Here is a 24787-nt window from a genome sequence, read left to right on the forward strand (position 1 = left end):
GCAAGAATCAGACCACGCGGGCAGTGTAAAGGTTAAGAAGCGCGGGAATGCGCACTGCGTTCCCGTCTTGGTATTGTTCGAGGTCGCGGGCGATATCGTCGCGGATCGCCGCCGCGTCCTCGGGCGATGCCTGATATAGCCGGACCACCCGGGCCGCGGGGCCAATGACGAGGACAAGTTCGGCAGCCTTTTGCGGCGAGGCTTCGATCGGCAGGTGGACGGTGACTTCCTCGCAGGCCACGTCGGCCAGTCCCGCCGCACGCAACTGCCGGATGGACCAGTCGACATCGGCCATGCCCATGGGGCCCGGCGAGTTCGGCTCTCCTTTCGGCACTTCACCAAGGCGGGCGGACGCGATCCGCGCCGGATCGCGCCAATACGGGTTGCGCGCGACGGGGGCCCATGTCGCGAAGGTCATCCGCCCCCCTGGCCGCAGAGCCTTGGCGATGTTGGCGAAAGCCCGCGGAGGGTTTCCGAAGAACATGACCCCAAACCGTGAAATGGCTGCATCAAAACCGGCGCCACTCCAATCAGCAGCCTCTGCATCGGCAAGCTGGGTGGAAAACCAGGGCGCATGCCGCAACCGCTCGGCTGCGCGCGCCAGCATCGGACCGGAGATATCGGCAGCCAACCCTCGTCCTCCTTCTCCAATGATCCCGGCCGCAGCCACGGACAAGGCGCCGGTGCCACATCCGATATCCATCACCGCGTCACCGGACTTCAGACCGGCACGCTGCAAGACCGCGTCAAGGACCTCGGACAACAGTGCATCCTGCTCGGCCTCAAAGGTAACCCAGCTTTGTCCAGAGGGGCCCGACCAGAATTGTTCCTCGTCGGAGTTCAGAACCTTGTCCATCACCCGTCTCGCTTTCCTCGACCTACCGCAACCATACCCGCCCATAGGCAGCAAGCACGACATTTCCGTCCTTCAGCTTGGCGGGGTGGTCGGAAAGTGCATCATGGAACGAGCTTATTCCCTCGGCGAGCGCCCATTCGCCGGGAACCTCGACAGTCGTTTCGGTGAAATTGAACAGACAGAGAAGAGACCCCGTGGGCGCCTCGTGTACGAGCGCGAAAACGCCCTTGGCCGGCGACTCGGGCACACGGATCACATAACCGGCGTGCAACTCGGGCGTTGCCTTTCGCCGGGCCATTGCATGACGTACACCATGCCAGACGCGCGCCTCGGGCGAGCCGTCATTGCCTTGTCGAACGCGCTCGACAGTGTCCCAGTCCATGCGTGGCCGGTGAAGCCAACGGCTGTCATGGGCGTGGTCCGGATCTTCGACATAGCCGTAGTCGTTCAGCATGGCGATCTCATCGCCCATGTAGATCAGCGGCACCCCTCCGTAGGCCGCGATCAGGACGTGCCCCATAACTATCCGTTCCACGGCATTGTCGGTTGCCGCTGCATCCCCATCGGCGAGCGCTATTTCCAGGCCCGCGAGCGATGCAAAACTGCCAGATATCCGCTTGTCGCCGGTCTCGGGATTCACGCCAAAGAGGGCCCCGCGCGAAAAGCTGCCGGGGAACACACCTTCGTAAAAATCGCTCAGGAAGCTCCTGTGCCCCGGTCCGGTCACACCAACCGCCTCGGCGTCCTGCTCCGTTATCGCCCAGCCGATATCGTCGTGGCAGCGGATATAGGTCGCATAGGTCGCATTCCGTAGAACGGAAGGAAAATGCGTCCGCAAGACATGAGACATGAGGGCCGTGTCGCGAGCCGCCAGCGCAGACCAGAACTGGACCATCAGCGAGTTATGATAGGCGAGGTTGCCTTCCTTGCCGTCATGCGCGCCGCGTCCGAGATAGGGCAGCATCTCTTGCGGGCTTACGATGGCCTCCTCCAGGTGGATGACCGCCGGACAGACGATATGGCACGCGGCCCGGAGGGCCTGCAGGATCATGTGGACCTCCGGCTCGGACTGACAGCGCGTGCCCATGCGCTTCCACATGAATGCGACTGCATCGAGCCGAAGGACATCGACGCCCTTGTTGGCCAGGTAGAACATGATGTCGACGATTTCGAGGAAGACCTGGGGGTTGGCCCAGTTGAGGTCCCACTGGTGGGTATTGAACGTGGTCCAAACCCATTTCTGCAGTGTCTCGTCAAAGGTGAAACTGCCTGGTGAGGTGTCGGGAAAAATCTCTACCAGTGTCTTCTCGTAGGCGTCCGGAAGAGTCCGGTCGCCATAGATCAGGTAATAGTCCTGCTTGACCGTATCGCCACCTCTCGCGGCCTTGGCCCAGTCATGCTCACGCGCCGTGTGGTTCAGCACCATATCCACGCAGAGCGAGATACCGCGATTGCGCAGAGCCTTCGCAACCTTCTCGAAGTCCCGCATGGTGCCATAGGCCGGGTTGATGGCCCGGTAATCCATCACCGAATACCCGCCATCCGAGTCTCCCGGCCGCGGTTTCAGGCAAGGCATGAAGTGGACGTAGTTCGCGCCGATCTCTTCCAGATAGTCGAGCTTCGAAAGCACGCCGGAGAGATCGCCGGCAAACCGGTCGATGTAGAAGACGTAGCCCACCATGTCGGGGCGTTGAAACCAGTCGGGTTCGAGGTCGCGCTTCAGGTCGAGCCACTTGAGGTCTCGCGGCCGGCGTGACCAGGCGGCGCGCATGGTGTCTTCGAGACGGTTCCGGAACTCCACATAGTCCGGATGACGTCCGTAAAGGCGCTCGAGCATGTCGAAAAGATCTCTTCGGCTCCGTTCGAACCGAAGTTCAAAAAGCTTGGAGTCGAAGGCGTTCATTGCCATTCGGTAATCCTCGGGATGCGACGACCGGTCAGGTATCGGATCGTTCTGCAACTGTCCATTGTCCGAGCATGTTGCGAACCCTTTGGCATAAGAACAAGCTGTCCGTTCTGATCTTCACGGGCGCTTGCGTTGTCGCGCTGTTCTTCGCGGTCCGATTGCTGCTTTTCACGATCTACTGGTCCGACCCGGAGCGACGCGACGCCGTGATCGAAGGCTGGCAGACGCCGGGATATGTGGCGATGTCCTGGAAGGTGCCGCGCCCTGTCATCGCCGACGCCCTTGGTCTTGAAGAGGGGGAGCGCGCGCGGGTGAGCCTGGACGATCTAGCCCGCGAGCGAGGCGTGCCGACGGCGGAACTCATAGAAGTTCTGGAAGCCGCGATCGCAGACTTCAGGGACAAAGAGCCTTGACCGAGACGCTGCTTGCACTGGTGGCCGACTATGGGACCGTGGCGCTGATGCTGACCACGTTCCTGAGCTGCCTGGCCCTGCCCGTGCCGGCGTCGCTTGCGATGCTGGCGGCTGGAGGCTTTGTCGCGGCCGGTGATTTGTCGGGGCCGCTGGTTGCCGCGGCGGCCTTCGGCGGCGCCGTACTGGGCGATCAGGTCGGGTACGGCGCGGGCAGGTTCGGGTCTGGTCTGGTGAACCGTATGGCGCAACGGCCCGGGCGAGGCGCCGCCCTGCGGACGGCATCACAGGAACTGAATGCCAAGGGCGCGCATCTGGTGTTCTACAGCCGGTGGCTGGTCAGTCCACTTGGGCCTTATGTGAACTTTGCGGCCGGCGCGATGGGACTTCACTGGCCCCGGTTCCTGCTTGCGGATATCGCGGGGGAAGCCGTCTGGGTTCTGATCTACGTGGGTCTGGGCATCCTGTTCGCGGGGAATATCACGCTCCTCGCAGACATCCTTGGCAGCCTTTCCGGACTTCTGGCAGCGCTGGCTGTGGCGCTTGGTGCTGGGTTATGGCTGCGCCGCTCCGCCCGCCAGCACCGCAAGGAACCCTGAGCTACCACAAGCGGTCCTGAGCCCGCTCCTCGTATCGATCGTCGTATGCGGCGCCGCCATGGCGCCCGCCGGACCCTTCGGCGATCAGGTCGCCCGATGTGGGAACCTCGGCGGACCGGTCTCCTTCGCGCCAGAGATCAGAGCGCAGGATGGCCTTGGAGCACTGGACATAGATCTCCGAGACGGTCACGAGGATCGCGGTGGCGGGATGCATTCCCTTGTTCTCGAACGAGGTGATCATATCGGGATCGGTCGTCAGTTTGGCGCGCCCGTTCACACGTACCACCGATGTCGCGCCGGGCACCATGAACATCAGCGATATGCGCCCGTCGCGCACGATGTTCCGCAGGGTGTCCAGACGGTTGTTCCCCCGCCAATCCGGAATTGCGAGGGTAACCGGATCTACGATCCGGGCAACAGGTCCGATGTCGCCTCGCGGCGAGCCGTCGGTGCCCTCGGGACCCACCGTCGACAGGATGACGAAGCGCGACGCCTGGATCCAGCGGGCGTGCTCGCCTTCGAGGCGGGTCACGACCTTGGAAAGCGAGGCGGGAACCGCCGGCCTGTAGAGCGTCTCGAGTTCCTCGACCGTCTCAATGAGCTTCATTCATCTGCTCCCTCGCCTCGGCGATAAGCTTGTCGGACGCGGTTTCCACGGCGTCCTCCAGGCGAGCCATGAATGCCTTGATCTCAAGTCCCGTTTCGATTGGCTCGAGAAATTCGACGACACAAACACCCGGTTTCCGCAGGAAACCGCGCTTTGGCCAAAAGCAGCCAACATTGGCGGCAACCGGCACACAGGGCTGTCCGAGTTGCTGGTAAAGCGCGGCGGTTCCGACCTTGTAGGGCTTCTTGTCGCCGGGCGCGACGCGCGTTCCCTGCGGATAGATGACCAACTGGCCAGGGTCAGCGCTTCCGCGTTCGACAGCTTGCTTCATTTTTGCGATCGCGGCGCCGCGCTTGCCACGATCAACGGGCACGCAGCCGATCCGCAAAGCGTACTGGCCGAGGATCGGGGCATACATCAGCTCGCGCTTCATGATGAACTTTGCGCGCGGGACCGCGTGATAGATCAGGATGATGTCAAAGAACGACTGGTGTTTGGCCGCGATCATGACCTCGCCACTTGGCGGCGTTCCGCGCACCTCCGCCCGAAGCCCGACCATCCAGCGCGCCGCCCAGATCACGTAGGCGCACCATGCGTCGCAGGCCTTGTGCGCCCAGTCCCGACTGAGGAGTGCGGGAATGAAGAACGCGATCGCGTAGACCAGCATCATCACGTAGATGGAGGCGTTGAAGACGAGTGACCGGACAAGTTGCATCAAGACACCTCTTTCAGGCGACGCGCCGCTGCGACGTGGGTGGCCGCATAGGCCAGGAGTGCGGCCCCAAGTGGTACCAGAAACGGCAAAAGCCACTGAAGACCCCGAAAACCAATGTCGCCAAGGAAGCCGGTTTCCGAGCCAGACGGCAACAGGAACACTGCGATCAGCCCGGCCAGTGCTCCCGCCGCTGCGCCGACCAGCGCGCGCGCGGTGAAGCGGCGGACGAATGCGCGAATGATCCATGCGTCCCGTGCCCCGACCAGCCTCAGTACATCGATGATCTGGCTGTTTGCGGCCAGCGCAGATGAGGCCGCAAGCGCGATCATGGTCGCCGTCACACCAGCGATCAGGAAGAGTGCCGCAAAACCAATAACTCTGAGGCGCTTGGCCGCCTCTACAAGAGGTTCCCGCCACCGTCCGTGGTTGTCGTAGACGGCACCGGGCGCTTCGGCTGCCAGCCGCTGGCGCAGACCCTCGGCATCAGGCCCGTCGCCCTCCTCGGTCACCTCGATCAGCACCGGAAGTCTGAGCGCGCCCAGCGGCAGGTCGTTGCCGAACCATGGAGCCAGAAGCTCTCTCTGCTCTGCGTCTTCGATCACCCGCGTCGTGGCTATCCCAGGCGTCTGCGCAAGCGCCGTCAGCACCGCGTCTGTCTGAGCCTCTCGCTGATCAGCGGGGGCCGAAATACGGATTGTAGCGGTTCCGGCCAGTTCCGCCTGCCAGCGCGCTGCGATTTCACCGGCAGCCAGCGCCAGAGCCATTGCCAGCACTGCGAGAAAGGCCATGGCCGCTGAGGACAGAATCGTCAGCATGGCTGTGAAGCCGGATGCCGGCACCACGCGTTCAGCTATGCCTTCCGGTCTTATCAACTCCCGCAGCATCAGAGTTCCGCTCCCGCGAGTGCCACTTCACCGCCGCGAATCCGCAGCACGCGGGCCGGCACATGCGACTTGGCCTGGCGAATCAGGTTCATGTCATGAGTCGCGAACAGCACTGTCTTGCCCAGCTTGTTCAACTCGATCAGCAGCCGCAGGATTTTCAGCGACATTTCCCAATCGACATTTCCCGTCGGCTCGTCGGCCAGGACTATATCCGGTGACAGGATGACGGCCCGCGCCAGCGCGGCCCGCTGACGTTCGCCGCCCGACAATTCAGGAGGGCGGCTTTCCGCCAGAGGCTTCAGCCCGACCCAACCCAGAAGTTCGTCCAGATGCCGGTCGATCTCGGAATTTCTCCCCTCGGAAACCGTGGCCGGCAGCAGGATATTTTCGGCGACCGACAGGTGGTCGATGAAACGGCTGTCCTGATGGACCACGCCAATCCGCTGCCGCATGCGCGCAACAGCGTTCCGGTCCAGCCGGGAAACATCCTCTCCCAAGAGACGCACATGTCCCTGACTGGGCTGCATCTCCAGAGAGCACAGGCGGATCAGGGTGGTTTTCCCGGCGCCGGACGGTCCTGTCAGAAAATGAAAACTGCCAGGCGCAAGCGACAGAGAGACGCCGTTGAAAAGCCAACGCCCGCTATATTCCATGGCAACATCGTCGAATTCGATCACTCGTGCCCCCTGCCTCCCGCGCGACGCTTTTGCCTCAGTCTTTGCCCGGGATCAACGCTCGCGGCTTCCGTGTTGGGATCCAAAGTGTTAATAGCTTCAGAGGCAGTGTGCACCTCAAGCCGTAAAGGCGGGGGACTATTATTTGGGGCAAGGACATTAAAGATGCGGCTGATCTGTCCGAATTGCAGTGCACAGTACGAGATTGACGCGTCGCTGATCCCCGACGAGGGACGCGACGTGCAGTGCTCGAATTGCGGCCACACATGGTTCGAACTTCCGCCTGCACCTCCGGCGTTCGCAGACGCGCCCGCTCCTGAGGAGACGCCCGAGGAATCTATCGCCGAACCTGCGGTGGCGGAGACCGAGACGGGCTCCGCGGATATCGAAGCGCCGGAGCCGGAAGCTGCGGAAACTTACGAGCCAGAGCCGGAACCCGAAGCTGTCGCCTCTGCCGAACCGGAGCAGGAGCGTGACGAAGAACCGGAACCGCAGGACACAGTTCCCGCCACCGGCGACGATACTGATGAGGAACACCCGAGTACCGCCGCACGTGCCATCGCGGCTGCATCGGAAGACGTGGAGAAGGAAACGTCCGAAGTCGATCCTTTCGCAGCCGCCGCAGCGGCAGGAGCGAATTTGCAGCGCCGGCGCCCTGCCGATCAGGCGGCTTTGGATATCCTGCGCGAAGAGGCCGAACTTGAGATGTCTCAACGCCGCGCAACGCCGACGGCCGGGCTGGAAACCCAGACCGACATGCAGTTTGACGAAGTGCGCAAGCGAGACACGACATCTCGCGCCCTGCGCGCAAGGATGGCGAGAGAGGCCACCGAGGAGGCGGGCAAGAAAGGCAAGCCCAAGGCACAGGATCGGCGTGTGCGGTCATTGGACGACGGGTACGAGGCCCCGCGCCGCGACCTGCTTCCCGATATCGACGAGATCAACTCGAGCCTGAAGGCGCGCAAGGGCCGCGTCGAAGCCGCGCCCGCCGACGAAGAGCAGCGCCGGGGATTCCGGGCCGGTTTCCTGCTGATGGTCACCATCGCCGTGCTGATGATGATTGCCTATGCCTGGGCACCGGCCATCGCGGGTGCGGTGCCGTCACTGGAAGGCGCGCTTCTGGTCTATGTCGACCTTGCAAATGGCGCCAGGGACTGGATCGACGGGCTGTTCGGCGGCTAGGCTGCCCCGGCCAGAGCGAAATTTGGCCGAGAACCGGACCCTGACCCCTGAGTGTCGGGCTACGTCCTTGCTCCTACCAAATGAGCAGTAGGGAGCCTTGTCCCGGTTCCTTGCCTCCGCGCTTGTTCCTGATCTCACGGTGAACTGCGCGGCTCCGGGGCTGACGGAAGTAACGAAGATGTCTTCGGGTGCTTCGGACGCTTATGTCGGCCACTTGAATGACCGGGAAGTTTCGGGCCGGACGACGTCAGTGGACGATGTCTTGGAGCACGTGCAGGAAATTCTCGTCACATCCATGGTGACGGGACAGGTTCTGATCACGGACGGCGGGAATCACTTTGGGTAACGCCCCGACTAGAAGCGCTCCAGCAACCGTTTGAGATACTCCAACTCCTCTGTCGGGCGCTCTTGTTCGCCTGATCGACGGCGGATCTCGTCCAGAAGTTCGCGGGCGCGACGGTAAACGTCTTCGCCTTGCAACAGCTGTTCGTCGGTGCCGACGCGACCGTTGTCCCCGACATCCCGGCCTAGCGGATCCCGCGTGCCGTCCGGGTTGTTGCGCCCCAGCGCATCGCCCTGCTGGCCGCCCTGCTGGTTCTGTTGCTGCTGGGCCATTTGCTCGGCCAGTTCTCGCATCCCTTCACGCAGAGCCTCCATGGCATCGGCCTGGTTGTCGAGAGCGCCGGCAAAATCCTCTTCGCGCAGAGCTTCCTCGGCTTCGTCCATGGCTTCACCGGCACGACCCAGGCTCTCTCTTGCGGCGTCTCCTTCGGGAGTTCCCGCTCCGGGGAGGTTCTGCATCTGACGGTTCAACTCGTTCCGCAGCGCCTGCTGGCGATCAGCGAGGCTCTGTTCCCCGCTCTCGCCGTCCTGAGGCTGCCGACCTCCCCCCTGTTGGCCCTGCTGGCCCTGACCCTGGCCTTCGCTGTGCTGCTGACCGCGCCCTTCGCCATCGCCCGAACGGCCTTCATTCTGCTGGGACTGGCCTGCCTGCGCATCCGGGTTGAACTGCTCCTGCAGATCGCGGAACGCCTCGTCGGACAGCCCCTGCTGTTGCCGGAGGGTTTCGGCCAGCCCTTCCATCGCCTGTTCCCCCGGCGATTGCTGACCTTGCTGACCGCGCGTGATCTGCATGTTCTCCATCATCTGGCGCAGCTGATCTAGAAGCTGCTGCGCTTCGGCCATACGGCCCTGCTCCATGAGTTCCTGAAGCCGGTCCAACATGTCCTGCAGGTCCTGGCTGGACATCTCCTGCATCTCCTGGTTCTCGGAGAGCTGTTGATCCTGCTGATCGCCCTGCTGTTCAGCCAGCTGACGCATGTATTCCTGCATTGCTTCGCGCAATTCCTGCATCAGCTCGGCAATTTCCTCGTCAGTCGCACCGTTCTCGATGGCTTCGGAAAGCCGATCTTGCGCGCGGCGCAAGCGCTCGAGCGCATCGCCAAGGTCGCCCTCCTCGATCTCCAAAGCGAGGGTCCACAGCACTTCGGCCAGCTCGTCAACGATCTCGTCATCCAGAAGCTCAAGCGAGACCCGGGTTTCAAGACGCCTAACTGCATAGCGCAGCTTCAGATACACCGTTTCGGAGCGAAAGATATCGTCGGGCTTGTACGACACAGCCCGCAACACCTGCGCGACGCGGGGTGCATTCGTGCGGTTCCACAACAGGTCACGCCTCTGTTCAATGATCGCCTTGGCAAGCGGATCGAAGAAACGGCGACCGGGAAGCGTGGCGAATTGCGGAGCCGACAGGCCTTCCTGCCCTGCCGCATCCAATGCGAAAAGCTCGACCGCGACTGGCAGGTTCGCCCAGGGATGCTTCGAAAAATCATCCATCGCAGTTTCCGAGAAGTCGCGCCGATCCCCCGATATCGTCATCGGAAGATCGAGGACGATCATGTCGCGCGGCTCGGGGTCGGTTGCGAGACCGAAGCGCCGATCGACTTCGGGCAGGTCGAGCACGATTTCCATGCGGCCGCCAACGACGCCATAGTCGTCCTTTGCGGTAAAGGGCGCTTCCATACGTCCGCCCTGACCCTGCGCAATCGGCCCGTCGAACTCGATTTCGGGAAGCGAATCCTCTGTCGCTGTAATCTGCCATTCCCGGCCGGCGGGTCCGTCGATTCTCAGGACGCCGGACTGCACGACCTCGAAGGACTGGCCGGGATCGGTTGCTGGCGGCAGGTCTTCCGTTCTGGCAGAAACGGTCTCGTGCAGGGTCAGCGCCCCGACCTCGCCATAGAAACGAATGGTCACCCGGCTGCCCTGAGGCACGGAAAAACCGTCGCGTTGGATGTCATTCAGGTAAAGGCTGGGCTGGCCCGTGTAGAGCGGTGGCTCGATCCAGCCCTCCCATGCCGGTCCGGTCGCAAGTACGTCATTGCCCCGGCTTGTAACCTCGGTCACCGTCGCGACGCGCAGGAAAGATCCGAACAAAAGCGCCACGACAAAGGCCAGAAGTGCAACATATCGCAGGGCATACGGGTCGCGCCGCGAGAGCCGGAGATCAGGCTCCGGCGCGCGCGCGGACCTGATGCGCTCGCTCATGCGGGCCACGTGAGCCTTCCAGACGGCCTCCGACGCTTCATCGCCGGCACCGATGGCTTGAGTATCCGAAAGCGCCGCGATGGGGCGGCCCGGCAGCGTCCGGTCAAGACGGTCGAGCGCCTCGTATCGAGTCGGCAGGCGGAACTTGCTGAAGCCGTGGACCAGCGATCCGCCCATGGCCAGAATGGCAAGAACGCCGAGCGACCAGACCGCTTCAAGTGGAAGCGTCTCGTGAAGCCCCAGCATCAATGCGGATAGAGTCAGGAGCAGTACGGTCCAGAGCGGCCAGAAGGAACGGAACACGCGCTCGGCCAGCAGACCCGCATGGGTCAGCCGCAGGGGCCATGCCAGCCGCCTTGCCGCGTCAGCTGAAAGATCGCGCGTCTCTGCCATACGCCCATATATAGGGCCGGAATCGGGTTATGCCGATCCCTCGAGCCATTGTGGGATGGTATCTCGATTTATGATCTCGTCAAAGGTCGGACGTGACCTAATGACAGCGAATTGATGCCCATGCACCAGAACTTCGGGGATAAGCGGTCGCGTGTTGTATTCGGAGGCCATGACGGCGCCATATGCACCGGCCGAACGGAAGGCCACGAGATCGCCTGAAACCATCGGCGGCAGGGGACGCTGCCGCGTGAACGTGTCCCCGGTTTCACAGACCGGGCCGACGACGTCTATCGGGTGTAGCTCGGTCCCAGCGGGCGCTTCCTTGACCGGTACGATGTCATGCCAAGCCCCGTACATCGCTGGACGGATCAGGTCGTTCATCGCGGCATCCAGGATCAGGAAATCGCGGCCTTCGCCGGATTTCACGTAGATCACGCTCGACACCAGAATACCCGAATTGCCCGCGATGAGACGGCCCGGCTCGATCTCGATTTCGCACCCGAGGTCCCCGACGGTGCGCTTTATGACCTCGCCGTATTCCATCGGAAGTGGCGGAGCCTTGTTCGAACGCTCATAGGGAATGCCAAGCCCGCCACCCAAATCCAGTCGCCGGATATCGTGCCCGTCCACGCGCAGTTCCCGGGTCAATTCGGCGACTTTGGTGTAGGCAAGCTCGAAAGGTTCGAGGTCCGTGAGCTGGCTACCGATATGGACATCGATACCGATGACCTCCAACCCCGGAAGAGACGCGGCATGCGCATAGACCTCGCGGGCCCGGCTGATTGGAATACCGAACTTGTTCTCGGACTTTCCCGTCGCGATCTTCTCATGTGTCTTCGCATCCACGTCCGGGTTCACCCTAATGGTGATCGGCGCGACCACACCCAGACGGCTTGCGACTTCGGAGAGGAGTTCCATCTCTGGTTCGCTCTCGACATTGAACTGGCGAATTCCGCCTGTCAGCGACAATTCCATTTCTTCAGCGGTCTTTCCGACGCCGGAGAATACTATGCGATCCCCTGTAAAACCGGCGGCCTTGGCCCGGCGGTACTCGCCTCCCGAGACGACATCTACTCCTGCGCCCAGCGACGCCATCAGCCGCAGAACGGCCTGGTTCGAGTTGGCCTTCATTGCGTAACAGACGAGATGATCCAGACCGGCAAGCGCCTCGTCGAAGAGTCGGAAATGCCGGGTCAGCGTAGCTGTCGAATAGACATAAAACGGCGTGCCGACAGCTGCCGCAATCTCGGGGATGGCGACGTCTTCGGCGTGCAGGATGCCGTCTCGATAGAGAAAATGGTCCATGGGTCTTCCCGTCAATTCTGACCCGGCGCTCATATCCCGCGCGTTCGAAAGGTGCAACGGATGCAGCCATTGACACAACCGTTCCCGACCATGAGCATTTGCTTGGGGGGAGGTAACGCGATGGAATACGAAGTCTTTGCAGAACGGGAAAAGGCAGGATGGGCCGATTCCGATATTGTGGAGGGATATATCCGCGGCTTCGGGCCCGTGGTCGACAGCGCCTGCGACGCGCATATTTCGGCGTTGCACGACAGAACCAAGGTTCTTGATCTTTGCTGCGGGCAGGGAACGCTGACGGGACGTCTGGCCGCTCGGGGCCATTATGCCGAGGGCTTGGATTTCTCGCCGGATATGTTGAACCGGGCACGATCGGCGGCGCCTGGCGTTGTGTTCACTCGGGGCGATGCGCAGAACCTGCCCTATGACGACAATTCCTTCGACGCGGTCGTCTGCAACTTCGGAATGATGCACATCCCGGACCAACCGAAAGCGCTTGGCGAAGCCGCGCGGGTTCTCAAGCCCGGCGGCATGTTTTCGATGACTTCCTGGGTCGGCCCGGAAGCGTCGGATGCATTCCGGCTGATTTTTGCGAATGCCCGCGCCAATATGCCCGAGGGAATTTCTCCACCGTCACAGCCGGATCTGTTCGTCTATGGCCGGCCCGCGGACAGTGCCGGTTTGCTGCGCACAGGAGGTCTTGCCGTCCTGCGACATGAAATCCTGCAGTTGGCGTGGGATCTCGAAAGCGCGGAAGAACTGTTTGATATCTTCCTGAACGGCACCGTGGGCGCACGCATTACGCTGATGTCACTGGATGCGGACGGCAGGTCGAAGGCTGCCGAGGCGGTCAGGAAGGCCGTCGAGAACGATTTCCGCACGGAAAAGGGGTACCGTGTTCCAGCCCCTGTCGCGCATATCCTTGCGTCCCCGATCTGATCTTGCCTTTCTCGAACCGAACGCCACTCTTGGCCCAAAGGGAGAACATATCATGGTCAAGACAGTCATCATCGAGGAAACCGGCGGTCCGGAGGTTCTGAAAATCGTCGATCGCGAGATCGGGGAACTGGGACCGGGAGAAATCCGGATCCGGCATGAGGCGATCGGGCTGAACTTCATCGATTGTTATCACCGCTCGGGGCTTTACCCGATGAAGCTGCCTGTCGCGCTTGGGATGGAAGCCGCGGGTGTGGTTGAGGCGGTTGGCGAAGGGGTGAGCCACCTGAAGTCCGGCGATCGCGCCGCATACGCCTCGAATCCACCAGGCGCATATTGCGAAGCACGGGTGATGCCTGCGGCACAGGTCTGCCCTCTTCCCGATGGCGTCTCGTTCGAGGATGCCGCATCCATCATGCTTCAGGGACTGACGGTTCAGTCCCTGTTCCACAGGACGACACCCATCGCCAAGGGGGATACCGTACTGTTTCATGCTGCGGCGGGCGGGGTCGGATTGATCGCCTGCCAATGGGCGAAATCGGAAGGCATACGGCTGATAGCGACCGCGGGTTCTGACGAGAAATGTCGGCTGGCGGAAGCCCACGGCGCGGATGTCTGCATCAACTACCGAACCGAAGATTTCGTCAGCCGCGTCAAGGAGTTGACCGGAGGGAAAGGTGTTCCCGTGGTGATGGACTCGGTTGGCAAGGACACGTTCGACGGATCGCTGGATTGCCTCTCACCTCTGGGCATGATGATCAGCTTCGGAAACGCCTCCGGTCCGGTGCCGCCGTTCAGTCTGGGGGTGTTGGCACAGAAGGGGTCTTTGAAGATCACGCGTCCGACGCTTTTCGCCCATATCGCGGACCATGCGGTTTGCCAGGAGATGGCGCGGAATCTGTTTGCGAAGCTGGAGTCCGGGGCGGTAAAAACCAATATCGGACAACGCTATAAGCTGGACGACGTGGCCGAGGCGCACCGGGCGCTGGAAGCGCGCGAGACGACGGGATCGACCATTTTCACGCTTTAGAAGGCGCTGAAGAACTCCTGCGGCAAAGCGTATGCGAAACGTCGGCAAAACGTATGGCATTCGTATGGCACAAGGCAGCGGAAGCCCGATCCGATGAGCGCGGATCACCGCGAGAGCCCGCGCCCCTGCCCGCGCTTCGGCCGCCCGTCATATCAGGCCATCGTCGGCTCAACAGATGCCGCCGCGTCTTCGATCAAACCGCGCAGCCACTCGTTCAGGGGCGAGCGGTTCAGACGCGCCGGCCAATACATCTGTACGTCCGTCGCAGCCGGAACCGGGCATGGCGAGATGTGGAGCCGGGACGCGAACTGGCGCGCAATCAGTTCGGGCAACGCGCAAACCAGGTCTGTTCCCGGGATAAGATGCGGCAAATCGGCCGGATCGGGCGTGCTGGCGACGACATCGATCGTTTCGGCCGCCTGATCGAGGTTCTGCAGGTAGATGGGCCGCCATGTCGCGCCGTAGTGGATGACAAGGTGTCGGGCGCTTGCGAATTCCGCGACGCTGACCGGCCCCTTCGTCAATGGGTTCGCCTTGTCCATGACGCAGACATAGGGGCTGGTCAGCAGGCGCTTGCCGTAGATTCCACTCTCCTCGATTGAAACGGGTGTAAGGGCAATGTCCGCCCGTCCGGAGAGAAGGTGATCCTTTGCATTGGTGAACCCGGTGATCATCTCGAGATGAATGCCGGGAGACGCCCGGCGCAGGGCACGCAGAACCGGCGGCATCAGCACGCTGCGCGACAGGTAGGTGGCCGATATGGAGATATCCGCCGATGCGACCGCGGGGTCGAACTCTGCCGGGCTTGCCGCGCGCTCGATCTCGCCCAGCACGACTTCGACCGAGGAGACAATGTCGCGGCATCGGTCGGTTGCCGCGATCGTTGCACCCTGGCGAACAAAAAGCGGATCATCGAAGGCGCGGCGCAGACGGTCGATCGTGTAGCTGACTGTCGATTGGTTCACGTTCAACTCGGCTGCCGCCTCGGTAAAGGAGCCGCGTCTGAAGACCAGCCGCAGGGTGCGGAGAGCGGCAAAGTCGATATTGCTGAGTTGAGCGTTCATGAATGTTGGCCCTGTCGCGATCACACCATCGAATTTTTCGATTTTATATATCTATTCCATCTAATCGACCAATACTATGTTCACGCCTATCGTTCTCCCAGACCTTCATGGTGATCAGGAGAAAGCCGATGGCACATATTACCCATGAAACCGAACAGATCGCTGCAAACGGCAGGTCTGCCTCGAGAACCATTGCGTCGTCCATTTGCAGAGGAGCAGTGCGGTTCGTCACGGCGATCGGAGAGGATGGGCGGGACGGGACCGGTCGACCAGCAAGAGCCGCGGATCAAACCGACGCCAGAACCGACAGCTCTTATGGACCGGAGGTTGCGGATCACATCAGGAGCGTCATCGAAAAGGGGTATTTCGAGGAAAGCTCGGGAGAACAGGTCTTTGTCCCCTGGTACATCCGCTCCCTGCTCATTTCCGAGATGAACAGGCATCTTTAAGCATGCCACATGGGAAACAGGGAAAGCGGCACGGCGATTGCGCGGAAACGGACCGTGCGATCAGTGTCAGCAGCGACCTTTCCAAGGCACGAGATAGTTCTCGGCACGGCGCATCAGGATATCAATCCCAGAGCCGATCACGCCGATCAGGATAATGCCCATCAGCACGATGTCAGTCAGCTGGAACTTGGAGGCGACCATGATCATCATGCCGGCGCCTTCGGATGCGGCGACGAGTTCGGCGGCGACGACCTTGCCCCAACAGACCCCCATCGCGACGCGCGCGCCCGTGAAAATCTCGGGCAGCGAGTTGGGAACGATGACGTGTCGCATGATCTGGAACTTGCTGGCGCCCAGCGAGTACGCAGCATGGACCTTGGAGATGTTCACGCCTGACACGCCCGCTCGCGCAGCGATGGCCATGATCCAGAGCGAGGCCAGGAAGAGAAGAATGATCTTGCCCGTCTCGCCAATTCCAAACCAGATGATGACGAGCGGGATCAGGGCGAGCGGCGACCCCGGGCCTGATCCCGTACCAGAAAGGACCTCACGCCCATGGTTTCGAACGAGACTTTCAAAGGGAGCTTCACCCAGCAGGAGCCGATCCCGGACGAGGCGATCGCCGCCGCGGTCGCGGTGCTGCGCAGCGGCAGGCTGCATCGCTACAATGTTGAACCGGGCAAATTGGGCGAAACCGCCATGCTGGAGCGGGACTATGCCCGCTGGCAGGGCGCGACGTACTGCCTGGCTGTGGCATCCGGCGGCCAGGCCATGCAGATCGCCCTCAGAGCCGCTGGCGTCGCGCCGAATGATCCGGTTCTGACGAACTCGTTCACCCTGGCGCCCGTTCCGGGGGCCATTCATGCGGTCGGGGCCCGTCCGGTACTGGTGGAGATCGACGAGAACCTGCTTATCGACATGACCGATCTTGCCACGAAGGCCGAACGCTCGGGCGCGAAGTTTCTGCTGCTGTCGCATATGCGCGGTCACCTCTGCGACATGGACCGGCTCATGGACATCGCAGACGCGCATGGTCTGGTCGTCATCGAAGATTGCGCGCATACGATGGCGGCGCGCTGGAACGGCAAGAGGTCGGGAAACTTCGGCCTTGCGGGATGTTTTTCGACACAGACCTACAAGCATATCAACTCGGGCGAAGGCGGGTTCCTTACCTCGGATGATCCGGACTTCATAGCGCGGGCGACGATCCTGTCGGGCAGCTACATGCTTTACGAGCGCCACGGAGCAGGACCCGCGCCTGCACACTACGATGTGCCGCGGTACGAAATGGCGAACATGTCGGCCCGCATGGACGAGCTGCGGGCGGCGATTCTGCGGCCACAACTTGCCACGCTGGAAGAGAATGCGAAGCGCTGGAACGCGCGTTACGACGCGGTGGCGCAGGAGCTTGAGGGATCGAACGAGATCGTTCTGCCACGCCGTCTGGACGGGGAATTCATGGTCGGATCCTCCATACAGTTCCGCCTGCCGGACCGGGACGCCGCCTCGTGCCGCGACTTCGTGGGACGTGCTGCCGCGCGCGGCGTAGAACTCAAATGGTTCGGCGCGGCGGAGCCAACCGGGTTCACCTCGTCGCATGCGCATTGGCACTATGCCGAGCGGCAGAGCCTGCCCAATACCGACCGGGTCCTCGCAACCCTGTTCGACATGCGGCTGCCTCTGACCTTCTCGCTGGAGGACTGTCACCTGATCGGACGGATCATCCGGGACGTCGCGGGCGATCCTCTCCCCTGATAGGACCACGCGGAGGAATTCGCGAACCACGAACGCCGCTGACGCAGCGCGTGCCTTGCCGCTTTGTTTTGGGCCCGGCCACAACAGGACGGCGACCGGACAAGCCAATATGAGATGGATCAAGGCAATGGCATCCATCCTGGCGCTGAATGTCTGCAAAGCAGAGGTGAAGCATGAGCGCGCTAGGATTGAAGATCATCGACACCGCGGTTCACGATGCGAATGCGTGGATCAATGAAGTCGACTACAGAACCGATTGGAGTAACAAGCAGCGATCGTACCGGCTGCTCCGGCAGGTTCTGCATGTCGTTCGGGATCACCTGAGCGCCGATGAAGCAGCGCAACTTGGCGCTCAGTTGCCGACGCTGATCCGGGGCATCTATTACGAAGGTTGGAACCCGTCGAAAACACCGGTCACGGAGCGGAAGCCCGAGGGGTTCATTGCCCGTGTGCAGGAAGCCTTCGAAACCGATCCGCTGGGAGATGCGGAGCATGCGATCGCGGCTGTGTTCGATGTGCTGGATGCTCACATCTCGGAAGGCGAGATGGATCAGGTGAGGGTGACGTTCACCAAGAAGATCCGTGCGATCTTCTGATCGGCGGGCAACACGGTTCGGAGGATTTCGGGAAACGAAAGGAGCGGCGGCGGATGTCTTCAGCACAACTGGATGCGATGATGGACCTGTCTCAGGCCCGAGCAGAGGCATATCTTCACATCGCGAAGAGCATGGTCATGAACGAATTCGGGCCTGCGACGGAGCATACCCATACCGGCATGGCGATCGCTCTTGCCACCGCAATGATGCAACATGAAGGCGCGCAGATCATCGCGGACGCGTTTCGCGTGGCGGAAAGCTAGGACAACCGCGCAGCCCTTGGGCATGACGCCTTAGCCAAGTTCCTTCAGCAACCACTCCGCACGCTCGACATGGGCGCGGGCCACTTCGAGTTTCTTCTCGAGACGAGCCTTTTTTTCCGCGGAGTTCACCTCGGCGATCTCGGCCTCGAGTTCCTCCGATTTCTTCTGGAGCTTGTTCAGGACCTTCTTCACATGGGAGGGCTTTATCTCGCTTGCCTTGCCGCTGTCGCGGCGCTCATTGTATTCGACAACCTTCGCGGCAAGTTTCTTCAGACCCATGTACTCATCTCCGATGGTTGCCCTGACTTACGGCAATAGAGCCGTTTCATGACGTTTTTGTAACGCTTCCTTCAGGCGATTGCGCCTCTTTTCCGGCGTCGGGCGTGGTAAAGGTTTCATCCAATTCTTCATCTTCAAGCGACAGGAGCCGTTCGACTTCGGCCATGGCGCTGTCTCTTTCGACGTAATAGCTCCGCGCCGCATCGATCAGGTCGCGCATGGCGCTGTAGGCATAACTTGAATCGTTCAGGAACGAGGTTGCGGCCGCCGGGCTGAGCCTTCCGCTGCGGATCAGCGCGTCGACCTGCTGTGTCGTCGCACGCGCGGCGTCTTCGATATGGACCCGTTCCTGATCGAGCCAGAGCGCGCTACGATCCTCGGGCGCCGCAATGCCCAATTTGCGGATTTCCACTGCGATCCGCGCGATTTCCGTTCTCAGCCCGTCGTACAACTCGGTGACGGCACCCTGGGGGCGGGTTGTATAGCGCAGGATATTCTTGCGCAGGTGTTTGACCGACTTGACCGCCTGCACGATGTCGCTGGAGACATCCCGAAGCGCGTAGATCCGGTCAGCGATCTCGGGCGCCATGCGTTTATCGCCTGCCCGCGTGGTGAATTCCACGATCGCCGAATACAGGGATTTGACCCGGTGCTCGTAGCCTTCGTCGATGTCGAGATCGATGGGCCTTCGGCTTCGCGCCACGGCTCCGGCGATGTCATCGGTCGCGAAGATTTGCTGCCTGTGCAGGTTCAACCCGTGAAAAATCAGTTCCGCGGCATTCTCGTAGAGATGGAGGACTTCCTTGCGCAGGGCGATCTCCATCGTCTGTGGGAACTCGTCGACGGCTTCGTTCAGGAAATGCGGGCGGCTCACATCTGGCAAGGGCTCGACGATACGCCCTTCCAGAAACGCGATGAGCCTTTTCAGCAAGGGGAGCATCAGGGCGACGCCAAGCACGTTGAATACCGTGTGGAACACGGCCAGTTTCATCGCGAAATCGGTGGGAGCGATCCCGACAAGGGCGCTGATCCAGTCCACTGCGTCCCGTAGAGGCGCGATGAAGACCAATGCCACGCCCGCAGTCACGACATTGAAAATGGTGTGGGCCAGCGCCAGTCGTTTGCCCTGGAAATTCGCGCTGAGCGATCCGATGACCGCCGTGATCGTTGTTCCGATATTGGCGCCGATGGCCAGCGCGAGCGCGTTCTCGTAGCTGATCTGCCCCGACGCAAGCGCCGTCAGGATGAGAACCATCGTTGCGTGACTGGACTGCATGATCACCGTGGCGACCGTCCCGACGACGGTATAGACGACAAGGCCAGCGATGCCGGCGAGGGCGAAGCGCGTCAGGTCGATCTGGTCCTTGAATGCCTCGAAGCCCTCCTTCATGTGATGGATGCCAAGGAACAGGAAGCCGAGGCCGGCCAGCGCGTATCCGATGCCGCGCAGCCCCTTGGACTTCTGGAACACGAGAATGATGCTGAGCGCGATCATCGGCATCGCGTAGGCCGCGATATTCACCTTCAGACCGAGCCCTGCGACGAGCCATGCCCCAGTAGTCGTGCCGATGTTCGCGCCGAAGATAATGCCGACGCCTCCGACCAGCGAGATCAGCCCGGCGCTGAGGAACGAGATGGTAATGACGGAAACAAGCGAGCTTGACTGGAGCAGCGTTGTCGAAACGATGCCGAAACTCATCGCCCGAAGCGTGGAACCCGTTGCGCGCTCCAGGATGCGTTCGAGGAATCCCCCGCCAAAGAGTTTGAAGCCGTCCTCAAGCATCAGCATGCCGAAGAGGAAGATCGCGACACCCGCCGCTATCTCCTGGGCATCGGGGCTGACCCAGAACGTCAAGATGAGAGCCCCTATGGCGACGGGAAGATAGTACCGCTTCATGTTCGCGGTACTCCGAAGTGCATTTTTTCAAGACCGGGAGACCGCGTCACACGGTTTGCGTGACCCGTTTTCGCTTTCCGGGCGATAGCGGCTTTCTGCCGCGGCTCAGGCATTCCTTGCTCCCGATGGCTTCAACGACTGGTAACCGCCGCAGTTGGTGTTACCGCCCCGATACAACACGTCGCACAAAGCCCGGTCCTTGACCTGTGTCATTGGCGTGGGGCGTGTCGGCTTGAAGATAACCGCGTCCATACGGGAGACAGGCAAGCCAGGGGGATCGCGCCTTGTTGAGAACGGAGAACATCGAAACCGCTGTGCAGCGGAACCGGGACGAATTGTTCCGCTTCGGAACTGCACTGATCTTCGTCATCGGCATCATGCTGTTCACAATCGTTCGGACGGACGGCGGGATCGACGGTATCCTTCTGGTCGCCGCTGCGATGATTGGCGGTTACATGGCCATGAACATCGGCGCGAACGACGTGGCCAACAATGTTGGCCCGGCTGTCGGATCGCATGCCATAACGCTGACGGGCGCGATCGTGATCGCCGCCTTTTTCGAGGCGGGAGGCGCGCTTATCGCGGGTGGTGATGTTGTCGGCACGATCAAGAGCGGCATCATCAATCCCGACCTTGTCGCTGACCGCGATACGTTCATCTGGCTCATGATCGCCGCTCTGCTCGCCGCTGCGGTCTGGCTGAATTTCGCGACCGCAGTGGGCGCTCCCGTATCCACCACCCATTCGATCGTCGGTGGCGTTCTTGGAGCCGGGATCGCCGCCGCCGGATGGGGAATCGCGGATTGGTCCGTGGTCGGCCAGATCGCCGCGAGCTGGATCATCTCTCCGGTCATGGGTGGCGTAATCGCTGCCGGGTTTCTCTATCTCATCAAGCACACGATCACCTACAAGCAGGATGTGCTGGCTGCCGCAAACCGTATGGTTCCCGTTCTGGTCGCGATCATGGCCTGGGCCTTTGCGACATACCTGATGCTGAAGGGCGTCAAGAAGATCGTCTCGGTCTCTTTCCCCGTTGCGCTTCTTATCGGGGTTGTCATGGCTGTTGCCGTCTTCCTGATCATGCGGCCCTATATCGCGCGGAAAACGGCGACGCTGGAAAACCGCAAGCATAGCGTCAACGACCTCTTCACGATTCCGCTGATCTTCGCCGCCGCGCTTCTGAGTTTTGCACATGGAGCGAACGACGTAGCGAACGCCGTCGGTCCCCTTGCGGGAATCAACGAGGCCATCATGGCCGGGGGAGTAGCGGCTCGCGCGTCGATCCCGCTTTGGATCATGGCGGTAGGCGCAATCGGGATTGCTCTTGGGCTTGCGCTGTACGGTCCCAAGCTGATCAAGACGGTCGGAAGCGAGATCACCGAACTGGACAAGATGCGGGCCTTCTGCATCGCACTGGCGGCTGCGATCACGGTGATTATCGCGTCGCAACTGGGGCTTCCGGTCAGTTCCACCCATATCGCGGTCGGTGGGGTCTTTGGCGTTGGCTTCCTACGCGAGTACATCAAGTCCAGCTATGCGCGCATGCTGGACCAGATCCGGGAGCATCACGCCGACCACGACCCAGAGGCCGTCGAAGCGTTTCTTGCGCGTTTCGAGGCCGCCGACGTGGCCACCAAGGGCGAGATGCTGCGCAATATGAAGGCACAGGCCGCCGAAGAGCGTCTACTTGGGAAACAGGAAAGACGCGGGCTTGGGCGGGTTCACAGGGTTGAACTGGTCAAGCGTAACCTTCTGCTGCGCATCGCGGCGGCGTGGATCATCACGGTTCCGATTGCCGCTGTCCTCTCGGCAATGTTTTTCTTCATGATACGCGGGATGTTGCTGCCCTGACGGGCAAGCCGAGGCAACCGGGTTGCTGCGTGCCCTAGCCCACCGGCCTTGTTCTGAGGAACAGGTACAGCGGCAGGCCGCAGCTGACGCCGATGCAGAAGGTTGCCGGGATCGCGATGAGGGCGGACCAGTTCCGGCGGACCCGGGTCTCGGCGATGATCCAGACGGTCAACGCGGTCGCGGCGATGGTCAGATCCCAGGTCAGGCCGGTTGTCGAGGCGTTCACGTACCAAGCGTCGATCAGACCCGAGAGACCGGTGCCGGTTTCGCGCATGTAGGTCACGAACCAGTACATGGGGTGTATTGCGCCCCAGACCGCGAGGGCCAAGTATATCATCCTCAGGGGCGACATTAGAGCGTTCCCTTGACCCCGATACGCGCTTCGCCGGACACGGTCACGCCGGTTTCGACTGGCTCAGGCTCGCCGTCGGCTCCGCAGGCCGCGAGGGCAAGGATGAGGATCGCCCACCTCATGGGCTGACCGCCACGCCGACGCCGCCGACACGCCCTGAAACCGACGGGGTGACGCTGAGACCGCTCGAACTGATCGAGAGCCCGGCGTTCAGCGACGGGTCCTCGCAAGCCGGGAGCAGGATGAGGACGACAAAAGCCAGCTTCTTCATTCCAGACGTTCCTTCCAGCGGACGATCTGCGCGCGCACCTGGTCGGGTGCCGTGCCTCCGTAGGATGTGCGGCTTCTGACGGAGTTGTCCACACCCAGGACGTCATAGACGCCTTCGGTGATCGAAGGATGGGCGGATTTCATCTGATCGAGGCTGAGGTCAGGCAGGTCGCAGCCCTGGTCTTCGGCCAGAGCGACGAGGCGGCCGGTGACGTGGTGCGCGTCGCGGAACGGAAGCCCCGCTTCGCGCACAAGCCAGTCGGCAAGGTCGGTGGCCGTGGAGAACCCCGAGGATGCAGCCGCGCGAAGGGCGTCGGGATTGGCGGACATGTCCTTGACCATGCCTTCCATTGCGGCGAGCGCCAGCATCAGGCTGTCCGCGGCGTCGAAGACCTGTTCCTTGTCCTCCTGCATGTCCTTTGAATAGGTGAGCGGCAAACCCTTCATCACCGTGAAAAGACCCACTGTCGCGCCCAGGATGCGGCCGATCTTGGCGCGCACGAGTTCGGCGGCGTCGGGATTCTTCTTCTGCGGCATGATCGAGGAGCCGGTCGAGAACCGGTCGGACATTCGGACGAAACGGAACTGCGCGGAGGACCAGATCACGAGTTCTTCGGCGAAGCGGCTGAGGTGCATGGCACAGATCGAGGCGGCCGCGAGGAACTCGAGCGCGAAATCGCGGTCGGCCACCGCGTCGAGCGAGTTGGCCGAGGGGCGATCGAAGCCCAGCGCCCTGGCGGTTGCGTGCCGGTCGATCGGGAAGGACGTGCCGGCCAGCGCGGCGGCGCCGAGGGGGCTTTCGTTCATGCGGGCGCGGGCGTCAGCGAAGCGCGAGGCATCGCGGCCCAGCATCTCGACATAGGCCATCATGTGGTGACCCCAGGTCACCGGCTGCGCGGTCTGCAAGTGAGTGAAGCCGGGCATGACCCAGTCGGCACCCTGCTCCGCCTGCCCGAGAAGCGCCTTTTGCAACGCCTCGATCCCGGCAATGACGGCATCGCACTGGTCGCGGACCCAGAGGCGGAAATCGACGGCGACCTGATCGTTCCTGCTGCGCGCGGTGTGAAGCCGGCCGGCGGGCTCTCCGATCAGGTCCTTCAGCCGCGCCTCGACATTCATGTGAATGTCTTCGAGGGCGGTGGAAAAAGCGAATTCTCCGCCCTCGATCTCTGACAAGACCGTGAGCAGACCTTCCCGAATGGCCTCTGCGTCGCTATCCGTAATGATACCCTGCGCAGCCAGCATGGCGGCGTGGGCGCGTGAACCTTCGATGTCCTGACGCGCAAGCCGCTTGTCGAAGCCGATCGAGGCGTTAATTGCCTCCATGATGGCATCGGGTCCGGCGGCAAAGCGGCCGCCCCACATCTTGTTTGCGCTGTCGGTCATGTGAATTCGTCCTTTGGAGGGACCATGCTGAAGTTTCTTGCCGTCCTCTACACGGCCCTCGCGTTTACTGCAAACGCCGCTCTTGCCGACGTGGCCGCCGCCGAGGCGGCGCGGGAAGGCACGATGAAGAAACTTCTGTTCTCGGACCCTGTGGAGGTCTCGGGCGAGACATTCACGGACCCCGACGGCGGCGAATTCCGGCTTTCGGATTTCGGGGGCAAGCACGTGGTCGTGAATTTCTGGGCGACCTGGTGCGCGCCATGCCGCAAGGAAATGCCGATGCTCTCGGAACTGCAACGCGAGTTTGGCGGGGAGACGTTCGAAGTTCTGACGATCGCGACGGGGCGGAACTCGGTTCCGGGAATCCGCAAGTTCTTCGAGGAGGTCGGCGTCGACAACCTGCCCCTTTACCTCGATCCAAAGTCCGCGCTTGGCCGGGACATGGGTGTGCTAGGCCTGCCGATCACGGTGATTCTTGACCCCGAGGGCCGCGAGATCGCCCGGATGCGCGGCGATGCCGAATGGAATTCCGACAGCGCGAAGGCTGTGATTCGCGCCTTGATCGGGCTGGAAGGCTGATCTTCC

27 protein-coding genes and 1 pseudogene are annotated in these 24787 nt (G+C 61.9%); 12 read left to right on the plus strand and 16 right to left on the minus strand.

The window, feature by feature from the left end; genetic code table 11:
• Positions 1-7 precede the first annotated feature (7 nt).
• Together ACKLNI_RS11195 and ACKLNI_RS11200 are read right to left on the minus strand one after the other, a co-directional pair.
• Complete coding sequence (locus ACKLNI_RS11195) at positions 8-856, minus strand: class I SAM-dependent methyltransferase (RefSeq protein WP_413719154.1); 849 nt, start codon at positions 854-856, stop codon at positions 8-10.
• 22 nt (positions 857-878) lie between these two features.
• A complete protein-coding gene (locus tag ACKLNI_RS11200) occupies positions 879-2765 on the minus strand; it encodes an alpha-amylase family protein (RefSeq protein ID WP_413719155.1) in 1887 nt (628 codons plus the stop codon).
• Positions 2766-2833: 68 nt separating this feature from the next.
• Here ACKLNI_RS11200 and ACKLNI_RS11205 point away from each other — a divergent pair, with 68 nt between their 5' ends.
• Both ACKLNI_RS11205 and ACKLNI_RS11210 read left to right on the plus strand, forming a co-directional pair.
• Positions 2834-3175, plus strand: a complete 342-nt coding sequence (locus ACKLNI_RS11205) for a hypothetical protein (RefSeq protein ID WP_413719156.1) — start codon at positions 2834-2836, stop codon at positions 3173-3175.
• Positions 3172-3771 (plus strand): DedA family protein, encoded by a 600-nt coding sequence (locus tag ACKLNI_RS11210; protein ID WP_413719157.1) that lies wholly within the window; start codon positions 3172-3174, stop codon positions 3769-3771. Before ACKLNI_RS11205 ends, ACKLNI_RS11210 begins: the two co-directional genes overlap by 4 nt.
• A 1-nt stretch (position 3772) precedes the next feature.
• Here the strand turns inward: ACKLNI_RS11210 and ACKLNI_RS11215 are convergent, their stop codons facing one another.
• Genes ACKLNI_RS11215 through ACKLNI_RS11230 form a run of 4 tightly spaced genes read right to left on the minus strand, consistent with a single transcriptional unit; the run spans position 3773 to position 6654 of the window.
• Positions 3773-4378 carry an MSMEG_1061 family FMN-dependent PPOX-type flavoprotein gene (locus tag ACKLNI_RS11215; protein WP_413719158.1) on the minus strand — a complete coding sequence of 202 codons (606 nt, stop codon included), beginning with the start codon at positions 4376-4378 and terminating at the stop codon, positions 3773-3775.
• The gene (locus ACKLNI_RS11220) at positions 4365-5093 is read right to left on the minus strand and encodes a lysophospholipid acyltransferase family protein (RefSeq protein WP_413719159.1); all 729 of its coding nucleotides are present in this window, start codon (positions 5091-5093) and stop codon (positions 4365-4367) included. The genes ACKLNI_RS11215 and ACKLNI_RS11220 overlap by 14 nt, the downstream gene beginning before the upstream one ends.
• The gene (locus tag ACKLNI_RS11225) at positions 5093-5977 is read right to left on the minus strand and encodes a cell division protein FtsX (RefSeq protein WP_413719160.1); all 885 of its coding nucleotides are present in this window, start codon (positions 5975-5977) and stop codon (positions 5093-5095) included. The genes ACKLNI_RS11220 and ACKLNI_RS11225 overlap by 1 nt, the downstream gene beginning before the upstream one ends.
• Positions 5977-6654, minus strand: a complete 678-nt coding sequence (locus tag ACKLNI_RS11230; RefSeq protein WP_413719161.1) for a cell division ATP-binding protein FtsE — start codon at positions 6652-6654, stop codon at positions 5977-5979. The genes ACKLNI_RS11225 and ACKLNI_RS11230 overlap by 1 nt, the downstream gene beginning before the upstream one ends.
• Before the next feature lie 162 nt (positions 6655-6816).
• Between ACKLNI_RS11230 and ACKLNI_RS11235 the strand changes: the two genes are divergently transcribed.
• Both ACKLNI_RS11235 and ACKLNI_RS11240 read left to right on the plus strand, forming a co-directional pair.
• Positions 6817-7833, plus strand: a complete 1017-nt coding sequence (locus tag ACKLNI_RS11235) for a zinc-ribbon domain-containing protein (RefSeq protein ID WP_413719162.1) — start codon at positions 6817-6819, stop codon at positions 7831-7833.
• 97 nt (positions 7834-7930) lie between these two features.
• Positions 7931-8179: a Rossmann-fold NAD(P)-binding domain-containing protein gene (locus tag ACKLNI_RS11240; protein WP_413719163.1), complete on the plus strand. Its 249-nt coding sequence runs from the start codon at positions 7931-7933 to the stop codon at positions 8177-8179.
• A gap of 8 nt (positions 8180-8187) precedes the next feature.
• Here ACKLNI_RS11240 and ACKLNI_RS11245 read toward each other — a convergent pair whose 3' ends face one another.
• Both ACKLNI_RS11245 and lysA read right to left on the minus strand, forming a co-directional pair.
• Positions 8188-10773, minus strand: a complete 2586-nt coding sequence (locus ACKLNI_RS11245) for a TIGR02302 family protein (protein WP_413719164.1) — start codon at positions 10771-10773, stop codon at positions 8188-8190.
• 27 nt (positions 10774-10800) lie between these two features.
• Positions 10801-12078 carry a diaminopimelate decarboxylase gene (gene lysA, locus ACKLNI_RS11250; protein ID WP_413719165.1) on the minus strand — a complete coding sequence of 426 codons (1278 nt, stop codon included), beginning with the start codon at positions 12076-12078 and terminating at the stop codon, positions 10801-10803.
• A gap of 120 nt (positions 12079-12198) precedes the next feature.
• Here lysA and ACKLNI_RS11255 point away from each other — a divergent pair, with 120 nt between their 5' ends.
• Both ACKLNI_RS11255 and ACKLNI_RS11260 read left to right on the plus strand, forming a co-directional pair.
• Positions 12199-13014 (plus strand): class I SAM-dependent methyltransferase, encoded by an 816-nt coding sequence (locus ACKLNI_RS11255; protein WP_413719166.1) that lies wholly within the window; start codon positions 12199-12201, stop codon positions 13012-13014.
• A 52-nt stretch (positions 13015-13066) separates the two neighbouring features.
• Entirely contained in the window at positions 13067-14041 is a 975-nt protein-coding gene (locus ACKLNI_RS11260) for a quinone oxidoreductase family protein (RefSeq protein WP_413719167.1), read from the plus strand.
• A gap of 152 nt (positions 14042-14193) precedes the next feature.
• Here ACKLNI_RS11260 and ACKLNI_RS11265 read toward each other — a convergent pair whose 3' ends face one another.
• Positions 14194-15105 carry a LysR family transcriptional regulator gene (locus ACKLNI_RS11265; protein WP_413719168.1) on the minus strand — a complete coding sequence of 304 codons (912 nt, stop codon included), beginning with the start codon at positions 15103-15105 and terminating at the stop codon, positions 14194-14196.
• Between the two features lie 128 nt (positions 15106-15233).
• Here ACKLNI_RS11265 and ACKLNI_RS11270 point away from each other — a divergent pair, with 128 nt between their 5' ends.
• Positions 15234-15554 carry a hypothetical protein gene (locus tag ACKLNI_RS11270; RefSeq protein ID WP_413719169.1) on the plus strand — a complete coding sequence of 107 codons (321 nt, stop codon included), beginning with the start codon at positions 15234-15236 and terminating at the stop codon, positions 15552-15554.
• A gap of 66 nt (positions 15555-15620) precedes the next feature.
• On the opposite strand, the pseudogene ACKLNI_RS11275 reads toward ACKLNI_RS11270, so the two are convergent.
• Positions 15621-16076 (minus strand): annotated as a pseudogene (locus ACKLNI_RS11275) (ABC transporter permease); the annotation flags it as partial.
• 33 nt (positions 16077-16109) lie between these two features.
• Here ACKLNI_RS11275 and ACKLNI_RS11280 point away from each other — a divergent pair.
• From ACKLNI_RS11280 to ACKLNI_RS11290, 3 genes are all read left to right on the plus strand, one after another.
• Complete coding sequence (locus ACKLNI_RS11280) at positions 16110-17309, plus strand: DegT/DnrJ/EryC1/StrS family aminotransferase (protein ID WP_413719170.1); 1200 nt, start codon at positions 16110-16112, stop codon at positions 17307-17309.
• A gap of 173 nt (positions 17310-17482) precedes the next feature.
• On the plus strand, positions 17483-17905 hold the full coding sequence (locus ACKLNI_RS11285; protein WP_413719171.1) for a DUF2267 domain-containing protein: 423 nt from the start codon (positions 17483-17485) through the stop codon (positions 17903-17905).
• A gap of 53 nt (positions 17906-17958) precedes the next feature.
• Complete coding sequence (locus ACKLNI_RS11290; RefSeq protein WP_413719172.1) at positions 17959-18168, plus strand: hypothetical protein; 210 nt, start codon at positions 17959-17961, stop codon at positions 18166-18168.
• Between the two features lie 30 nt (positions 18169-18198).
• Here the strand turns inward: ACKLNI_RS11290 and ACKLNI_RS11295 are convergent, their stop codons facing one another.
• On the minus strand, positions 18199-18447 hold the full coding sequence (locus ACKLNI_RS11295; protein ID WP_413719173.1) for a hypothetical protein: 249 nt from the start codon (positions 18445-18447) through the stop codon (positions 18199-18201).
• 46 nt (positions 18448-18493) lie between these two features.
• Entirely contained in the window at positions 18494-20344 is a 1851-nt protein-coding gene (locus tag ACKLNI_RS11300; protein ID WP_413719174.1) for a Na/Pi cotransporter family protein, read from the minus strand.
• A gap of 284 nt (positions 20345-20628) precedes the next feature.
• Between ACKLNI_RS11300 and ACKLNI_RS11305 the strand changes: the two genes are divergently transcribed.
• A complete protein-coding gene (locus ACKLNI_RS11305) occupies positions 20629-22194 on the plus strand; it encodes an inorganic phosphate transporter (protein WP_413719175.1) in 1566 nt (521 codons plus the stop codon).
• Positions 22195-22228: 34 nt separating this feature from the next.
• On the opposite strand, the gene ACKLNI_RS11310 is transcribed toward ACKLNI_RS11305, so the two are convergent.
• Genes ACKLNI_RS11310 through argH form a run of 4 tightly spaced genes read right to left on the minus strand, consistent with a single transcriptional unit; the run spans position 22229 to position 24202 of the window.
• Positions 22229-22546: a DUF2834 domain-containing protein gene (locus ACKLNI_RS11310; protein WP_413719176.1), complete on the minus strand. Its 318-nt coding sequence runs from the start codon at positions 22544-22546 to the stop codon at positions 22229-22231.
• Positions 22546-22668 carry an argininosuccinate lyase gene (locus ACKLNI_RS11315; protein ID WP_413719177.1) on the minus strand — a complete coding sequence of 41 codons (123 nt, stop codon included), beginning with the start codon at positions 22666-22668 and terminating at the stop codon, positions 22546-22548. Before ACKLNI_RS11315 ends, ACKLNI_RS11310 begins: the two co-directional genes overlap by 1 nt.
• Positions 22665-22817: a hypothetical protein gene (locus ACKLNI_RS11320; RefSeq protein WP_413719178.1), complete on the minus strand. Its 153-nt coding sequence runs from the start codon at positions 22815-22817 to the stop codon at positions 22665-22667. Before ACKLNI_RS11320 ends, ACKLNI_RS11315 begins: the two co-directional genes overlap by 4 nt.
• A complete protein-coding gene (argH, locus tag ACKLNI_RS11325) occupies positions 22814-24202 on the minus strand; it encodes an argininosuccinate lyase (RefSeq protein ID WP_413719179.1) in 1389 nt (462 codons plus the stop codon). The genes ACKLNI_RS11320 and argH overlap by 4 nt, the downstream gene beginning before the upstream one ends.
• Positions 24203-24226: 24 nt before the next feature.
• Between argH and ACKLNI_RS11330 the strand changes: the two genes are divergently transcribed.
• Positions 24227-24781: a TlpA disulfide reductase family protein gene (locus ACKLNI_RS11330; RefSeq protein WP_413719180.1), complete on the plus strand. Its 555-nt coding sequence runs from the start codon at positions 24227-24229 to the stop codon at positions 24779-24781.
• Positions 24782-24787 lie beyond the last annotated feature (6 nt).

Source organism: Silicimonas lutimaris (genome assembly GCF_047314965.1).
Taxonomy (GTDB): domain Bacteria; phylum Pseudomonadota; class Alphaproteobacteria; order Rhodobacterales; family Rhodobacteraceae; genus JAVJUV01.